Genomic DNA, 16,080 nt, shown 5'->3' with positions numbered 1-16,080 from the left:
TATGACCGTGACCGTATCCCCCAAGCGCACTGCCCTGCTCGCCGCCGCGCGCGACCGCATCCTGGTGCTCGACGGCGCCATGGGCACGATGATCCAGGGCCTCCAGTTCGACGAGGCCGCCTTCCGCGGCGAGCGCTTCAAGAATTTCCACCGCGACCTCAGGGGCAACAACGACCTGTTGATCCTGACCCAGCCACAGGCGATCGAGGACATCCACGCCGCGTATTTGCGTGCCGGCGCCGACATCGTCGCGACCAACACCTTCTCGACGACCTCGATCGCGCAGGCCGATTACGATCTTGCCGAGGTGGTCTACGAGATGGCGCGCGAAGGCGCCCGCCTCGCCGGCAACGCCGCCAAGCGTGTCGCGGCCGAGGACGGCAAGCCGCGCTTTGTCGCCGGCGCGATCGGCCCCACCAACCGCACCGCCTCGATCTCGCCTGATGTTGCGAATCCCGGCTACCGTGCCGTGACCTTCGACGATCTGCGCGAGTCCTACGGCGAGCAGATCCGCGGCCTGCTCGACGGCGGCGTCGACCTGCTGCTGGTCGAGACCATCTTCGACACGCTGAACGCCAAGGCCGCGCTCTATGCGATCGCCGAGATCACGGAAGAACGCGGCATTGACGTGCCGGTGATGGTATCAGGCACCATCACCGACAAATCCGGCCGCCTGCTGTCGGGCCAGATGCCGGAAGCGTTCTGGAATTCGGTACGGCACGCAAAGCCCGTCACCATCGGCTTCAACTGCGCGCTCGGCGCGGAAGATCTGCGCGCACATATCGCCGACATTGGCCGCGTCGCCGACACTCTTGTTTGTGCCTATCCCAATGCCGGCCTGCCCAACGAATTCGGCCAGTATGACGAGACGCCGGAATATATGGCGCGCCTGGTCGGCGAGTTCGCGCGCGATGGTCTGGTCAACATCGTCGGCGGCTGCTGCGGCACCACGCCGGAGCACATCGCGGCGATTGCCGCGGCCGTGGCCCCGCACAAGCCGCGCGTCGTGCCCGCGATCGAGCCTCGCTTGAGGCTCTCCGGCCTCGAGCCGTTCGTGCTGACGGATGCGATCCCCTTCGTCAATGTCGGCGAGCGCACCAACGTCACGGGCTCGGCCCGCTTCCGCAAATTGATCACGGCCGGCGACTACACGGCCGCGCTCCAGGTCGCGCGCGACCAGGTCGAGAACGGCGCGCAGATCATCGACGTCAACATGGACGAAGGTCTCTTGGACTCGGAAGCCGCGATGCGGACCTTCCTCAACCTCGTCGCCGCCGAGCCCGACATCGCCCGCGTGCCCGTGATGGTCGATTCCTCAAAATTCTCGGTGGTCGAGGCCGGCCTGAAATGCGTGCAGGGCAAGCCGGTCGTCAACTCGATCTCGATGAAGGAAGGCGAGGAGAAATTCATCCTTGAGGCCAGGATCGCGCGGCGTCATGGCGCGGCGGTCGTGGTGATGGCATTCGACGAAGTCGGCCAGGCCGATACGTTCGCGCGCAAGACCGAGATCTGCAAGCGCGCCTACGACATCCTGGTGAATCGCGTCGGGCTCCCGCCGGAAGACATCATCTTCGATCCCAACATCTTCGCGATCGCGACGGGTATCGAGGAGCACAACAATTACGGCGTCGACTTCATCGAGGCGACGCGCTGGATCCGCAAAAACCTGCCCGGCGCGCATGTCTCAGGCGGCGTCTCCAACCTGTCCTTCTCGTTCCGCGGCAACGAGCCGGTGCGCGAGGCCATGCACTCGGTGTTCCTGTATCATGCCATCAAGGCCGGCATGGACATGGGCATCGTGAATGCCGGGCAGATGATCGTCTATGACGACATCGACCCCGAATTGCGCCAGGTGTGCGAGGACGTCGTGCTGAACCGCGACGCCGGTGCCTCCGAGCGGCTGCTTGCGCTCGCCGAAAAATTCCGCGGCAGCAAGACGCAGACCAAGGAAGCCGATCTCGCCTGGCGCGAATGGCCGGTCGAGAAACGCCTCAGCCACGCGCTGGTGCATGGCATCACCGAGTTCATCGAAACTGACACGGAAGAGGCCCGCAAGGTGTCCTCGCGCCCGCTCGACGTGATCGAAGGCCCGCTGATGGCCGGCATGAACGTGGTCGGCGATCTCTTCGGCGACGGCAAGATGTTCTTGCCGCAGGTCGTCAAATCCGCGCGCGTCATGAAGCAGGCGGTCGCCTGGCTGATGCCGTTCATGGAGGAGGAGAAGGCGCGCAATCTCGCGAACGGCATCGGCGGCGACGCCAATTCGTCCGCCGGCAAGATCGTGCTTGCGACCGTCAAGGGCGACGTCCACGACATCGGCAAGAACATCGTCGGCATCGTGCTCCAGTGCAACAATTTCGAGGTCATCGACCTCGGCGTGATGGTGCCGGCCGCAAAAATCGTCGAGACCGTGAAGGCGGAGAAGGCCGACATCGTCGGCCTGTCCGGCCTGATCACGCCCTCGCTCGACGAGATGGCATTCTTCGCCGGCGAATTGCAGCGCGAAGGCTTGAAACTGCCGCTGCTGATCGGCGGCGCCACCACCAGCCGCGTGCACACCGCCGTCAAGATCGACCCGAACTACAGGGCTGGCCCGGTGGTTCACGTCAACGATGCGAGCCGCGCCGTCGGCGTCGCCTCGTCCCTGCTGTCGCCCGAGAAGCGCGAGGCTTATGCCGCGGACGTGCGTGCCGAATACGCAAGGATCTCCGACGCGCATCTGCGTGCGCAGGCCGACAAGAAGCGCTTGAAGTTGGCTGACGCCCGCGCCAACCGCGTGCCGGTCGATTTCGCCGCGACAAGGCCGGTGAAGCCGGCCTTCCTGGGTACCAAGACGTTCGACGACTACGATCTCGCCGAGCTCGTCGACTGCATCGACTGGACGCCGTTCTTCCAGACCTGGGAGCTCGCGGGACGTTTCCCTGCGATCCTCAGTGATCCCAAGGTCGGCGAGGTCGCACGCTCGCTCTATGACGACGCGCGCAAGATGCTCGACCTCATCGTCAAGGAAAAATGGTTCCGGGCCCGCGCCACCATCGGCTTCTGGCCGGCGAACGCGGAAGGCGACGATATCGTGCTCTACGCCGACGAGAATCGAACCAAGAAAGTTGCGACGCTGTACACGCTGCGCCAGCAGCTGGAGAAGCGCGAGGGCCGCTTCAACGCGGCGCTGTCCGACTTCATCGCGCCTGCCGGCGTGCCGGACTACATCGGCGGCTTCGTGGTCACCGCCGGCATTGGCGAGGATGCGGTCGCCGACCGCTTCAAGAAGGCCAACGACGATTACTCCTCGATCCTGTGCAAGGCGCTGGCCGATCGCCTGGCCGAAGCCTTCGCCGAGCGGATGCACGCCCGCGTCCGCCGCGAGTTCTGGGCCTATGCGCCGGACGAGCAGCTCTCCAACGAGGATCTGATCCTCGAAAGATATCAGGGCATCCGCCCCGCGCCCGGCTATCCCGCGCAGCCCGATCACACCGAGAAGAAGACGCTGTTCGCCCTGCTCGATGCGGAGAACACCGCCGGCGTGAAGCTGACCGAGAGCTTTGCGATGTGGCCGGGCTCGTCCGTGTCGGGGCTTTATTTCAGCCATCCCGAAAGCTTCTATTTCGGCGTCGGCAAGATCGAGCGCGACCAGGTCGAGGACTATGCCGCGCGCAAGAGCATGACGGTGGCCGAGGTCGAGCGCTGGCTGGCGCCGATCCTCAACTACATCCCGGCGCAGCAGGCTTCGGCGGCAGCGCCTGCGAAGGGAGACGCGACGTTCGCGGCCACACCGGCGAACGACGTCGCGTCCAGCGACCTCGTCTCGCATCCCCCCGGCTGCACCTGCGCCGTGCATCTGGCCTGGCAGAAAAAGCGCGTGGGGGCGGGCTGAACTCGGCGCCCCACCAAAATCTGAAAAACAACCCCATGCAAAGGCGATCGGCTGCCGGATGACGAATTGCGGATTTAGCGAAATTAGTTTGACCCGTCGGGCAAATCAGGGGTAATATACCATCATCGCGGGACATGCGATCGGCCTGCCGAACTGGATCGCCGCTTTCGCGGGCGATGACACCGAGTGTGTGGGACGCGCTTCCCACAAGCTCGTCATTGCGAGCGCAGCGAAGCAATCCAGTATCTTTCCGCGGAGACAGTATGGATTGCTTCGCTGCGCTCGCAATGACTGAGCAAGGGGCGAAGCCGCGGCAGACCAACTCGCCTCCTCCGGGAAGAAGGAAGGCCTATCCCTTCGGCGGCGCCAAGGGCTGGACGATCTCCTTGAACGGCGCCAGTGCCTCGCAGCGGTCCGCATGTGCCGTGAGGGCCGGGTAGCGCGCGGCATCGAAGAGCTGCGGATGCGCTTCGCGGGTAAAGCGGACGACGCAGGCGACTACGACGTCGGCGTGGCCGATGCGCGTCCCGAGCCAGTACGGCGTCGTCACCTTGGCGCGCTCGGCTTCCAGCACCTTCAACACGTCGGCGATCTGTGCCTGGCAGCGTTCGACCCACAGCGCGAGCTGTTCTTTCCGCAGCACGCGCTCATAGAGCAGGCTGACTGCCTTGTCGCCGAGGCCACTCGCCAGCGCGCAGATGCGCAAGTGCCGCCGCCGCTCCGCGCCCGCGCGCGGCAGCATCGCTTTCTCGGGTCCGACGAGATCGTCGAGATAGTCGAGGATGATCGTGCTCTCGATCAATCCCTCGCCGTCGTCCAGCACCAGCGTCGGCACGCGGCGCAAGGGATTATACGGGGCGATCTTGTCGGCATCGCCGAAGGTCGACCACGGCCTGCGCTCGAAGGCGATGCCATAAAGCTTCAGCGCAATCGCGACACGACGGACGAAGGGAGAATCATACTGGCCGATCAAAAACATGGTTTGCGCTCTTTCTCGTAGATCCGGCAGGGCCGGCCAGTTCATCGCCAATACGCGCGCCTGACAAGAAAAATCTTGGAAAGGGAGCATTGCACCGGCTGCAACAAGCGACAACGGACAAGCCGTGCTCCGCTGCGACCTCATGGAGATGGAGACGCGCCCGCACCGCCCCGCCGATTGCGAGCTCGACTGGGGCCATGCCTTCGAGATGACGCAAAGGGCAGCGCGGGGCACATCTGTGCCGGCGACACGGTGATGGACGCGACGCTGCCGGTGACCCATGGCGAAATCTGGCAGCGCGCGGGATTCACGTGCCGGTCGGAGCAGACGGGGTTGACCTGCTTCAACGCCATGCAGCACGGGTTTTCGCTGGGAAGCAGGAGGTGTTTTGAGCGCGTCGCAGCGCCGTAGCCCGCTTGAGCGTAGCGACATGCGGGAAAGTCTTGCTCAGAATGATCCCGGATATCGCTGCGCTCATCCGGGCCACGGATCGCCGATTATCACTCGATGATCGGCACATGCTTCGCCGCTGTCCGTGGCACCGTGCCGTCGAGGCGCGGGTCGTCGGCGATCTCGATCTGGCGGCGGAACGGGCGGAAGCCGGAGCGCTGGTAGAACGCAACTGCGGACGGGTGATCGAAGGTGCAGGTGTGCACCCAGACGCGCCCGAGGTCGCGTGACCACGCAAGATCCAACGCGCAGTTCATCAGGAAGCGAGCGGCGCCGCTTCCGATGAGGCTTGCGCTGACGCCAAAATAAACCAGCTCGCACTGACCGGCCTCGCGGAAATCCAATTCGAGCAGGCCTTCATCGCGGCCGTTCAGGACCAGGGCGTAAACCTCGATTCCCGGTGCGTGGATGACCGCGGCGAGACCTTCGTCGTTCATGCGCGCCCGCGAAGACCATAACCACTCCTCGCCGACGCGGCGATAAAGGTCGCGATACCAGTCGAGCGTAGGATGATCGACCTTGCGCAGGCGCCAGTCGCCGGGAGGATCGTCACGGCGCGGTGGACGCACGGTCATTTCGAGATGAGTGACGATGGCGGCGATCTTGCCGGCGGGGATTTCGGAATGGCCGTCGGGCAGGATTATGGCGGTTTCCTATGGAGCCGAGCGCGAGCCACTATTCCACGTCGTCCCGGCCTAAAGCGCGATGAGATTAGGATGAATCGTCATCGCGCTTTAGGTTATTGTTTGCGCATGATCTTTTCGGAAAACCGCTTCACACTTTTCCGGATCATGCTTTAGTGCGCAATTGCGCACTAGGCCGGGACGACTCGGTGAGAGAGGCTTGCTACCCCTCTCCCTCGTCGCTCGCGAGCACGCCCTTCACGGCCCTCGCCCACCCCGCGAGTTTCCGCTCGCGCGTCGCCTGGCTCATGTTGGGCTTGAAGCGGTGCTCGAGGCGCCAGTTGTCGGCGAATTTTGTCGGCTCGGGATAGACGCCCGCGTTGAGGCCGGCGAGATAGGCAGCGCCGAGCGCCGTGGTCTCCTGGATCACGGGGCGGTCGACCGGTGCGTCCAAGAGATCGGCGAGGCGCTGCATGGTCCAGTCGGAGGCAGTCATGCCGCCGTCGACGCGCAGCACGACGCTCGCCGTCTCCGAGCTCGGCCAGTCCGCGCGCATCGCGGCCCAGAGATCGAAGGTCTGGTAGCAGACGCTTTCCAGCGCAGCATGCGCGAACTCGGCCGGGCCGGTGTTGCGGGTGAGGCCGAACAGCGCGCCGCGCACGCGCGGATTCCAGTACGGCGCGCCCATGCCGACGAAGGCCGGCACGAGATAGACGCTCTGCATGGAATCGGACTGGTCCGCGAGCGGGCCGGTTTCGGCGGCGTGCTTGATGAGCCTGATACCGTCGCGCAGCCACTGCACCGCGCTTCCGGCGACGAAGATCGAGCCTTCGAGCGCGTAGGTGCGTTTTCCCCCGAGCTGATAGGCGATGGTGGTCAGCAGCTTGTTCTTCGAGGCTACCGGCGTGGTGCCGGTGTTGAGCAGCGCAAAGCAGCCGGTGCCGTAAGTCGACTTCATCATGCCCGGACGGAAGCAGGCCTGGCCGATGGTCGCGGCCTGCTGGTCGCCGGCGATGCCGCAGATCGGTATAGCGCCGCCGAGCAGGTCGGCCGTCGTCTCGCCGAAGCGGGCGGAGGAATCCTTCACCTCGGGGAGCATCGAACGCGGCACGCCGATCAGCTCGAGCAGCTCGTCGTCCCACTCCCCGGTGTGGATGTTGAACAGCAGCGTGCGCGAGGCGTTGGTGGCATCGGTGGCGTGCACCTTGCCGCCGGTCAGCCGCCATAGCAGGTAGCAATCAACCGTGCCGAACATGAGTTCGCCCCGCGCGGCCCGCGCACGGGCGCCGGGGACGTTGTCGAGGATCCAGGCGACCTTGGTGCCGGAGAAATAGGGGTCGATGATCAGGCCGGTCTTTTGCGAGATTCTTGGCTCATGGCCTTCGGCCTTCAGCCTCGAGCAGACATCGGCGGTGCGGCGGTCCTGCCAGACGATGGCGCGGTGCACGGCCTGGCCGGTGGCGCGGTCCCACACCACGGTGGTCTCGCGCTGGTTGGTGATGCCGATCGCGGCAATGTCCTTGGCCGTGACGCCGGCGCGCTGGACCGCGTCGCGGCAGACCATCACGGTCGAGGTCCAGATGTCCTCCGGCTCATGCTCGACCCAGCCCGAGGCCGGGAAATGCTGCGGAAACTCCTGCTGCGCGGTCGCCGCGATGGAAATATCGCTGCGAAACACGATGGCGCGCGAGGAGGTGGTGCCCTGATCGATGGCGAGGACGAAAGACATGGATGTTGACCTTGGCGATTCCGGTATCCCGGGGAGGGTTATTGTGTCGCGGCTAAGGGAGCGGATTGAGGCGGGAAGGTCAAGCTGGTCCTCGTGCCCCGGACGCAGCGCAGCGTGAAACGGTGCGCTGCTGAGCCCGGGCCCAACATTGGTCGCGGAGGCATGGGTCCCGGCTCTGCGTCGCGTCCATAACGCGTCGAAGACGCGCGTGAACGCGCTTTTGACGTGCCGCGCCGCGTCCGGGACACCACAGTGATTACACCGCCGCTGCCTTGCAAGACTAGGACGGCGCCAGCGAAGGTGATACATGCCGGACCAGGCAAAACGGGACGGCATGACCTTCACTTCTCTTCAGTTCGGCGTTTTCGTCGCGGTCGTGTTCGGCGCCTACTATTTGCCGGCCTTGCGCCATGTCCAGGTCCAGCTCCTCGTGCTGGCGAGCGTGTTCTTCTACGGCTTCGGCCAGCCGGAGCTGTTGCCGCTGCTGCTCGTCGCGGTGCTCGGCACCTGGGTCTTCCTGGTGCTGGCGTTCGACAAACGGGCGGTGTGGATGCCGGCGGGGATCGTCTTCAATCTCGGGCTGCTCGCCTTCTTCAAGTACAAGTTCCTGTTCGTCGACGCCGCCTCGGCTCATCCGATCGGGCTAGCGCCGGTGGATTTCCTGCTGCGCCTGCCGCTGCCGATCGGCATCTCGTTCTTCGTGTTCCACAACATCAGCCTGCTGGTCGACCTGACGCGCGAGAAGCGCCCGCCGCCGCTGCGCGACGTCTTCCTCTACATCATCTTCTTTCCGCAGCTCGTCTCCGGCCCGATCACGCGCGCGGGCCAGTTCATGCCGCAGATCGCGCCCAAGCTGATTGCCGACGTCGCTTTCGTGGAGGCGGCCAAATGGATCCTCGCCGGCTATTTCTTCAAGCTCTATGTGGCGAACAATCTCAACGAGATGACGTCTTACATGGACTTTCCGCTCTATGAGACGGTGCGCACACAGGACCGCTGGCTGCTGGTGTTTTTGTACAGCTACCAGATCTACGCCGACTTCTTCGGCTATTCGGCGATCGCGCTCGGCCTCGGCCTGTTGTTCGGATACCGCCTGCCTGTCAATTTCGACCTGCCTTACATCTCGGCCTCGTTCTCCGAGTTCTGGACACGCTGGCATATTTCGTTGTCCACCTGGCTGAAGACCTATCTCTACATCCCGCTGGGCGGCAACCGAAAGGGCCCGGTGCGAACCTGTCTCAACCTGATGATCGTGATGACGCTCGGCGGGCTCTGGCACGGCGCGAGCCTGGGCTATGCGCTGTGGGGCATGCTGCACGGGCTGCTTCTCGTTATTGAAAGGCCGTTCCTGAAAGTGCTGGCCGATGCCGGACCACTTGTTCGGCTGCTCCGCATGGGCGTCGTGTTCCTGTGCGTGACGATGCTCTGGATCTTCTTCAAGCTGCCGAACTTCGATCACGCGCTCGGCTATCTCAAGGGCATGTTCACGCCGACGACCAATCCCAATCCGACAAAGCTGTTCTACAACCTGGCCCTGCTCTACAGCCTTCCCGTGATTATCCAGCATTTCGGCGTCGGCGCGCTCGTCGACGGCAGGTTGCGGCGATGGGAGCCGTATCTGTATGGCGCGCTCGCAGCTCTCGCCTATCTCGAAGCCGGCCCCGATGCCGCCTTCATCTATTTCCAGTTCTGACCATGCAGCAGACCTCGCCCCTTCCATGGCTGATCAGATGCGCCGCTACCGCGGCGGCGCTGCTGCTGGCCTGCGGCCTTGCGACGGCATGGATCGGCGCGGCGCTCCAGCAGCCGGCGGTCACGACCCGCGACGGCAGCCTCATCACCCTCAATCGCTATGTGAGCGAGCCCGTGCCTGACGTCGTGCTGGTTGGCAGCTCGGTCACCTGGCGTCTCAAGGAGGAATATTTCTCACGCCCTCACCTGCGCAATCTGGCGCTGGCCGGCGGCTCCCCGGTGACCGGCCTTGCGATCATCGCGAAGCAACCGCGCCTGCCGAAGATCGTCCTGATCGAGACCAACGTTCTCTCGCGCGCCGTCGACGAGCCCCTGGTCGAACGGTTCTCCGGCGGCGAACGAACGGGCGCCGTGTTTCTCCGTCCGGTGCGAACGGCGATCGCGGCCCTCGAGACCTGGAGTCACACGCCGCCGGATGCCGCGAAGGCGCGCGCCGAGCGCGAGGATCTGCTGCGCCAGCCGCCCTCCGCCTTCGACAACCACATCTATCTCGAGCGCGCCGTCGGGGAGATGAATGCGGAGGAGCCGTCTGCCCAGGCACGGGCGAATACCACCCTCATCAAACAGCTCATCGGCGAGATCGAGCGGCGCGGCGGGCGCGCTTATCTGATCGCCGTTCCGTTCTCGCCCGAGATCGAAAAGACCAGCTCCGTCACCGCGACCAGGACCATCGCGCAGGAGGCCTTCCCGGACCATACCGCATGGCTCACATTCGATGAGCCGCTCCCGGAGCTGCGCTGGGCCGACGGCGTCCACCTCGACGAGCGCTCCGCCCTGATCGTCGCCCGCGCGATCGAAAAGGCGCTGGCCGGACGTTAGCTACACCGCCGCCTTGACGGCGACCTTGCCGGTGGGATCGAACGGGGCGTTCTTCATTGTCGCTGGGCTCCCTGCTTCCACGCCGTCATTGCGAGGAGCGAAGCGACGAAGCAATCCAGACTGTCTCCGCGGATAGATCCTGGATTGCTTCGCGGAGCCTGTCATCGGGCCGCGCTTCGCGCGGACCCGTTGGCTCGCAATGACGATGGGGCGACAGCCTAAATCAACCCGCCCGCGTCCGCTACGCGGCGCTGGTGATACTCGGTGTCGCCGAACGTGTTCTCGATCATGGTGAGGCGCTTGAAGTAGTGGCCGATCTTCGCCTCCATGGTCATGCCGATGCCGCCGTGGAGCTGGATCGACTGCTGGCCGACGAATTTGAGCGACTTGCCGATCTGCACCTTGGCGGCCGCGATCGCGTTGGAGCGCTCGTGTGCATCCTCGAAATCACTCGCCATGGTCGCGAACATCGACATCGAGCGAGCCTGCTCGGCGGCGACGAACATGTCGGAGGCGCGGTGCTGGAGGCTCTGGAACGTGCCGATCGCGACGCCGAACTGCTTGCGCGTCTTGATGTACTCGACGGTGGTCTTGAGCGACTCGTCCATCAGGCCGACCGCCTCCGCGCAGAGCGCGACGCGGGCCTCATCGACGACACGCTCGATCAGCGCAAGCGAATCCTCGGGATTGCCGATCGCCGCATCGGCGCCGACCTCGACACCGGTCAGGGTGATGTCGGCAGCGTGCAGGCCGTCCTGCGTCGGGTACGACTTCTTGGTGACGCCCTTGGCGCCCGCGGGAACCAGGAAGGCGCCGATGCCGGTCTTGTCGCGGCGGTCGCCCTTCGTGCGCGCGGTGACGACAAGCGTGTCGGCGTTCTCGCCGTTCAGCACGACGAATTTTTCACCGTCGATGACCCAGCCGGAGCCCTTCTTCTTCGCCGACGTGGCAACGTCGAACAGGTCGTAGCGCGAGTTCTTCTCGAGCTGCGCAAACGCAAGCGTCCGGCTGCCGTCGATGATGCCCGGCAGGTGCGCGGCCTTCTGCGCATCCGAGCCGCCATGGCGCAGGAAGCCGCCTCCGATCACGACGGTCGCAAGATAAGGCTCGAGCACGAGCGCCTTGCCGAGCGCTTCCATCACGATCATGGTCTCGACGCCGCCACCGCCGAAGCCGCCATCGGCTTCCGCGAAGGGCAGGCCAAGCAAGCCCTGCTCGGCGAGCTTGCCCCAGACGGCTTTGCTCCAGCCGCCCTTCTCGTTCATGTACTTCTTGCGACTCTCGAAATCGTAGGAGTCGGTCAAGAGGCCGTCGACACTGTCCTTGAGAAGCCGCTGCTCCTCGGTCAAATCAAAATCCATCTGTCTCTCCAAAAATCGACACAGGTTCTTTGTTGGCCTGCCGTCGCCTTGTTCTCAGACGTCATCCCCGCGAAGGCGGGGATCCAGTAACCGCAACCGCCTGCCGTAACCACGACCGCCGCGGCGTACTGGGTCCCCCGCCCCAGTGCGCAATTGCGCACAAGGCGGGGGACGACACCGTTGTCACGTCCCTCACAACCCCAGAACCGCCTTGGCGATGATGTTGCGCTGGATCTCGTTGGAGCCGCCGTAGATCGAGACCTTGCGGTTGTTGAAGTAGCTCGGCGCGATCTGGGCGGTCCAGTCCATGGCTTCGTTCGAGCCGTCGTCGCCGTGCACGTCGTAGGGCGCGGCGAACGGGCCGATGACCTCCATGAGCAGCTCGGTGGTGGTCTGCTGGATCTCGGAGCCCTTGATCTTGAGCACCGAGGACGCCGGATTGGGCTTGCCCTTGCCGTGCTTGCCCTCGTCGGCGACGACGCGGAGCTGGGTGAGCTCCAGCGCCTTCAGCTCGATCTCGCAGGCCGCCAGCTTCTCGCGGAAGGCGGCATCCTGGATGATCGGCTTGCCACCGGACTCGACCTTGGACGCCAGATCCTTGATGCGGCGGATGCGCTCCTTTGAGACGCCGACGCGCGCAATCCCAGTGCGCTCGTTGCCGAGCAGGAATTTCGCGTAGTCCCAGCCCTTGTTCTCTTCGCCGATCAGGTTCTCGATGGGCACCTCGACGTCGTCGAAGAACACTTCGTTGACCTCGACGCCGCCGTCGATGGTCTGGATCGGGCGCACCGTGACGCCCTTCGACTTCATGCTGAACACGATGAAGGAGATGCCCATCTGCTTCTTGGCGGACGGATCGGTGCGGCAAAGACAGAAGATCATGTCGGCGTGCTGCGCCAGCGTGGTCCAGGTCTTCTGGCCGTTGATGATCCACTTGTCGCCCTTGCGCTCGGCTTTTGTCTTGAGCGAAGCGAGGTCGGAGCCGGAGCCGGGCTCGGAAAAGCCCTGGCACCACCAGTCGTCGACATTGGCGATACGCGGCAGGTACTGCTTCTTCTGCTCCTCATTGCCGAAGGTGTAGATGACCGGGCCGACCATGCTGACGCCGAAGGCGAGCGGCTGCGGCGCCGGATAGGACTGGAGCTCCTCGTTGAAGATGTAGTGCTGCACGCTGGTCCAGCCGGTGCCGCCATACTGCTTGGGCCAGTGGCTGACGCCCCAGCCCTTCTTGTTGAGGATGCGCCACCACGTCACCATCTCGTCCTTGGAGAGGTGGCGGCCCTCGACCAGCTTGCGCCGCGTGTCCGGCGGCACGTTGTCGCGGAAGAACTGCCGCACTTCCTCGCGAAACGCCTGCTCTTCTTTCGTGAATGCGAGATCCATCGGATCCTCCTGTGAGCTTCTTCCTGTCGTCCCGGCGAAGGCCGGGACCCATAACCACCGGCCTGCGTTGGTTCGCGAAGGCCACTATTGTCTGTCCGCCAAACTCCGCTGCGGAGTATGGGTCCTGGCTTTCGCCAGGACGACAGTTGTTACTGCAGCACCTCAAAAAGTCCCGCCGCGCCCATGCCGCCGCCGACGCACATGGTGACAACAGCGTATTTGGCCTTGCGGCGGCGGCCTTCGATCAAGGCGTGGCCGGTGAGGCGCGCACCCGACATGCCGTAGGGATGGCCGACCGAGATCGCGCCGCCATCGACGTTGATCTTGTCGGGGTCGATGCCGAGCTTGTCGCGGCAGTAGAGCACCTGCACGGCAAAGGCCTCGTTCAATTCCCAGAGGCCGATGTCGTCGACCTTGAGCCCATGGCGCTTGAGCAGGCGCGGCACGGCGAAGACCGGGCCGATGCCCATCTCGTCGGGCTCGCAGCCGGCGGAGACGAAGCCGCGGAAGATGCCGAGCGGCGTCAAGCCGCGCTTGGCCGCCTCCTTGTCGCTCATGATCACCGACGCGCTGGCGCCGTCGGAGAGCTGGCTGGCGTTGCCGGCGGTGATGGTAAAGCCTTCGCCGCGCACGGGCTTGAGGCCCGCGAGGCCTTCGGCGGTGGTCTCGGGACGCGGCCCCTCATCCTGCGACAGCGTCACGTCCTTGAAGGAGACTTCGCCGGTCGCCTTGTCGGTCACGGCCATCTTGGTCGTGATCGGCGCGAGCTCATCCCTGAACTTGCCGCCCTGCTGCGCGGCCGCTGTACGGCGCTGGCTCTCCAGCGAATATTCGTCCTGGCGTTCGCGCGAGATGCCATAGCGCTTCGCCACGACCTCAGCCGTGTCGATCATGGGCATGTAGACCTCACCCTTGATCTTGAGCAGCGCCGGATCCTGGGCGTGGAAGGCGTTCATCTTGTCGTTCTGTACCAGCGAAATCGACTCGCCGCCGCCGCCGACCGCGATCTCGACGCCGTCAAAGATCACCGAGCGCGCGGCAAGCGCGATCGCCTGCAGACCCGAGGCGCATTGCCGGTCGATCGTGGTGCCGGCGACGGTGACGGGCAGGCCGGCCCGCAGCAGCGCCTTGCGCGCGATATTGCCACCGGTCGAGCCCTGCTGGAGGGCCGCGCCCATTACGACGTCCTCGATCTCCTTCGGATCGACCTTCGCACGCGCGACGGCCTCGCCGATGGCGTGGCCGAGCAGCGTCGCGCCCTCGGTGTTGTTGAGCGCGCCGCGATAGGCCTTGCCGATCGGCGTGCGGGCGGTGGAAACGATGACGGCGTCGGTCACGAGCGGACTCCTGTAGCGCTTTGTTGACTGGATTGAGATGGTTTCTGCTGCTGGCGCAATTCGTGGCGCGACAGCTTGCCGACCGGCGTGCGCGGCAGCTCGTCGACGAACTCGACCGCCGCCGGCAATTCATGCTTGCCGACCTTGCCGGCAAGGAAGCTGCGCAGATCGTCGATCGAGAACGGCTTTGCATCCGCCTTGAGCTTAATGAAAGCCTTGGCCGCCTCGCCGCGATACTGGTCGGAAATGCCGATGACGATGACCTCGTGCACACCGGGATGGGTATAGATCGCCTGCTCGATCATCTGCGGATAGACGTTGAAGCCGCCGGAGATGATCATGTCCTTCTTGCGGTCGACCAGGAAGAAATAGCCGTCCGCGTCGCGATAGCCGATGTCGCCGGTGAGGAAGCGGCCGTCGGCAAAGGACTCCGCGCTCTCTTTCGGCTTGTTCCAGTAGCCCTTGGTGACGTTCGGTCCCTTGATGCGGATCTCGCCGACTTCGCCCGGCGGCAGCACCTTCGTGGGATCGTCGAGCGACACCACGTCGAGCTCGATGCCGGGCAGCATCAACCCGATCGAGCCCGGCTTGTCCGGACCGACGGGCGGATGGCCGGTGCCTGGTGAACAGGTCTCGGTCATGCCCCAGCCGCTCCTGAGCTTCTTGCCGACCTTGCGCTCGAAGAAATTTGCGATCTCGACCGGCAATGGCGCTCCGCCGGAGCCAATCGTGACGAGCGAGGAGAAGTCGCGCTTGTCGAGATCGGGCAGCGCCGCGATCGCGATCCACATCGTCGGCACGCCCGGGAAGTAGGTCGCGCGCTTGACCTCGATGTCGCGCATCACCGCCTCGACGTCGAAGCGCTGGTGCAGCGAGATCAGATTGCCGCGGCGGAGCGAGGACAAGAGAACGACGGTGAGCGCGTAGATGTGGAACAGCGGCAATACGCAAATCACGCGCTCGACGATGTTGCCGCGCGCGGCGCGGGCCGGCTTGCCCCAGACGTCGTAGATCGACACCGCCGAGGTGAGGTTGCCATGCGTGAGCATCGCGCCTTTCGGCAGGCCGGTGGTGCCGCCGGTATATTGCAGCAGCGCGACGTCGTCGGCCGTGACGACAGGCCACTGCGCCGGTTTGACCGCGCCGTCGATGAAGGCCTTGAAGGTGACGATCCTGGGATCGGCGGGGATCGCGGCCTGCGGCGTGCCGACCTTGCCCCAATGATCGTCCTCGCAGACGATCAGCCTGTCGATCAGACCTTTTTCCAAAAACTTCAGCGCGGTCGGCAGCAGCGCCGCGAGGTTCGAGGTGACGAGCACCCGCGCGCCGGAATCGCTGACCTTGTGGGACAGCGCGATCTCGCCGTCGAGCGGCGACAGATGCGCAACGCGGCTACCTGCCTTCAGCGCGCCGAAAAAATTGACGGGATGGTCCGGCGTGTTGCCGAGGAACAGCGCGACGGAAGAGCCCTTGCCACAGCCGGCGCGCAGGAAGGCAGCGGCGGCGGATTCCGCCATCGCTTCCAGCTCGCCGTAGCTGATCGGACGATCGCGGAATTCGATCGCGGCGCGCGCGCCGAAGTCGGCGGCGGCCTTCGACAGCAGATCAGGCAGCGTGCCCTGGACGATGGCGTCGTCCCAACGCACGCCTTCGGGATAAAACTGTTCGCCGGGATGGGTCATAGACGGTCGATACTCTGCAAAGCGGTCGCAACAGATTGGCGTAAGGTGAGCACGAGCAGACGGGCTCCCTTCCCCCTTGTGGGGAAGGGTT

At 64.7% G+C, this 16,080-nt stretch carries 11 protein-coding genes; 4 read left to right on the top strand and 7 right to left on the bottom strand.

The window, feature by feature from the left end:
- Position 1 precedes the first annotated feature (1 nt).
- The gene (metH, locus tag QQL28_RS20050; protein WP_284267998.1) at positions 2 to 3,874 is read left to right on the top strand and encodes a methionine synthase; all 3,873 of its coding nucleotides are present in this window, start codon (positions 2 to 4) and stop codon (positions 3,872 to 3,874) included.
- A 349-nt stretch (positions 3,875 to 4,223) separates the two neighbouring features.
- Here metH and QQL28_RS20045 read toward each other — a convergent pair whose 3' ends face one another.
- Positions 4,224 to 4,853 carry a glutathione S-transferase family protein gene (locus QQL28_RS20045; protein WP_284267997.1) on the bottom strand — a complete coding sequence of 210 codons (630 nt, stop codon included), beginning with the start codon at positions 4,851 to 4,853 and terminating at the stop codon, positions 4,224 to 4,226.
- A gap of 255 nt (positions 4,854 to 5,108) precedes the next feature.
- Here QQL28_RS20045 and QQL28_RS20040 point away from each other — a divergent pair, with 255 nt between their 5' ends.
- Positions 5,109 to 5,264, top strand: coding sequence for a hypothetical protein (locus QQL28_RS20040; protein ID WP_284267996.1), 156 nt, complete (start codon positions 5,109 to 5,111; stop codon positions 5,262 to 5,264).
- Between the two features lie 89 nt (positions 5,265 to 5,353).
- Here the strand turns inward: QQL28_RS20040 and QQL28_RS20035 are convergent, their stop codons facing one another.
- Together QQL28_RS20035 and glpK are read right to left on the bottom strand one after the other, a co-directional pair.
- The gene (locus QQL28_RS20035; protein ID WP_284268099.1) at positions 5,354 to 5,947 is read right to left on the bottom strand and encodes a GNAT family N-acetyltransferase; all 594 of its coding nucleotides are present in this window, start codon (positions 5,945 to 5,947) and stop codon (positions 5,354 to 5,356) included.
- Positions 5,948 to 6,149: 202 nt separating this feature from the next.
- Positions 6,150 to 7,655 (bottom strand): glycerol kinase GlpK, encoded by a 1,506-nt coding sequence (gene glpK, locus QQL28_RS20030; protein ID WP_284267995.1) that lies wholly within the window; start codon positions 7,653 to 7,655, stop codon positions 6,150 to 6,152.
- Between the two features lie 307 nt (positions 7,656 to 7,962).
- Here glpK and QQL28_RS20025 point away from each other — a divergent pair, with 307 nt between their 5' ends.
- Complete coding sequence (locus QQL28_RS20025; protein ID WP_284267994.1) at positions 7,963 to 9,348, top strand: MBOAT family O-acyltransferase; 1,386 nt, start codon at positions 7,963 to 7,965, stop codon at positions 9,346 to 9,348.
- A 2-nt stretch (positions 9,349 to 9,350) separates the two neighbouring features.
- Positions 9,351 to 10,226: a hypothetical protein gene (locus QQL28_RS20020; protein ID WP_284267991.1), complete on the top strand. Its 876-nt coding sequence runs from the start codon at positions 9,351 to 9,353 to the stop codon at positions 10,224 to 10,226.
- Between the two features lie 218 nt (positions 10,227 to 10,444).
- On the opposite strand, the gene pimD is transcribed toward QQL28_RS20020, so the two are convergent.
- The 4 genes from pimD to pimA all read right to left on the bottom strand — a co-directional run bounded on the left by pimD (position 10,445) and on the right by pimA (position 15,989).
- The gene (gene pimD / locus QQL28_RS20015; RefSeq protein WP_284267989.1) at positions 10,445 to 11,587 is read right to left on the bottom strand and encodes a pimeloyl-CoA dehydrogenase small subunit; all 1,143 of its coding nucleotides are present in this window, start codon (positions 11,585 to 11,587) and stop codon (positions 10,445 to 10,447) included.
- Between the two features lie 192 nt (positions 11,588 to 11,779).
- Complete coding sequence (gene pimC / locus QQL28_RS20010; RefSeq protein WP_284267988.1) at positions 11,780 to 12,970, bottom strand: pimeloyl-CoA dehydrogenase large subunit; 1,191 nt, start codon at positions 12,968 to 12,970, stop codon at positions 11,780 to 11,782.
- A gap of 149 nt (positions 12,971 to 13,119) precedes the next feature.
- Complete coding sequence (locus tag QQL28_RS20005; RefSeq protein ID WP_284267987.1) at positions 13,120 to 14,307, bottom strand: acetyl-CoA C-acyltransferase; 1,188 nt, start codon at positions 14,305 to 14,307, stop codon at positions 13,120 to 13,122.
- A complete protein-coding gene (gene pimA, locus QQL28_RS20000; protein ID WP_284267986.1) occupies positions 14,304 to 15,989 on the bottom strand; it encodes a dicarboxylate--CoA ligase PimA in 1,686 nt (561 codons plus the stop codon). Before pimA ends, QQL28_RS20005 begins: the two co-directional genes overlap by 4 nt.
- Positions 15,990 to 16,080: the final 91 nt, after the last annotated feature.

This window comes from Bradyrhizobium iriomotense (assembly GCF_030160715.1).
Lineage (GTDB): Bacteria > Pseudomonadota > Alphaproteobacteria > Rhizobiales > Xanthobacteraceae > Bradyrhizobium > Bradyrhizobium iriomotense.
The sequence above is the reverse complement of the archived record's forward strand: the minus strand, read 5'-3'. Positions and strand labels throughout refer to the sequence as shown.

Bases quoted from the DNA above. Each gene is read 5' to 3' on its own strand.
- metH (WP_284267998.1), top strand. From the start codon at position 2: ATGACCGTGACCGTATCCCCCAAGCGCACTGCCCTGCTCGCCGCCGCG.
- QQL28_RS20045 (WP_284267997.1), bottom strand. From the start codon at position 4,853: ATGTTTTTGATCGGCCAGTATGATTCTCCCTTCGTCCGTCGTGTCGCG.
- QQL28_RS20040 (WP_284267996.1), top strand. From the start codon at position 5,109: ATGGACGCGACGCTGCCGGTGACCCATGGCGAAATCTGGCAGCGCGCG.
- glpK (WP_284267995.1), bottom strand. From the start codon at position 7,655: ATGTCTTTCGTCCTCGCCATCGATCAGGGCACCACCTCCTCGCGCGCC.
- QQL28_RS20025 (WP_284267994.1), top strand. From the start codon at position 7,963: ATGCCGGACCAGGCAAAACGGGACGGCATGACCTTCACTTCTCTTCAG.
- QQL28_RS20020 (WP_284267991.1), top strand. From the start codon at position 9,351: ATGCAGCAGACCTCGCCCCTTCCATGGCTGATCAGATGCGCCGCTACC.
- pimD (WP_284267989.1), bottom strand. From the start codon at position 11,587: ATGGATTTTGATTTGACCGAGGAGCAGCGGCTTCTCAAGGACAGTGTC.
- pimC (WP_284267988.1), bottom strand. From the start codon at position 12,970: ATGGATCTCGCATTCACGAAAGAAGAGCAGGCGTTTCGCGAGGAAGTG.
- pimA (WP_284267986.1), bottom strand. From the start codon at position 15,989: ATGACCCATCCCGGCGAACAGTTTTATCCCGAAGGCGTGCGTTGGGAC.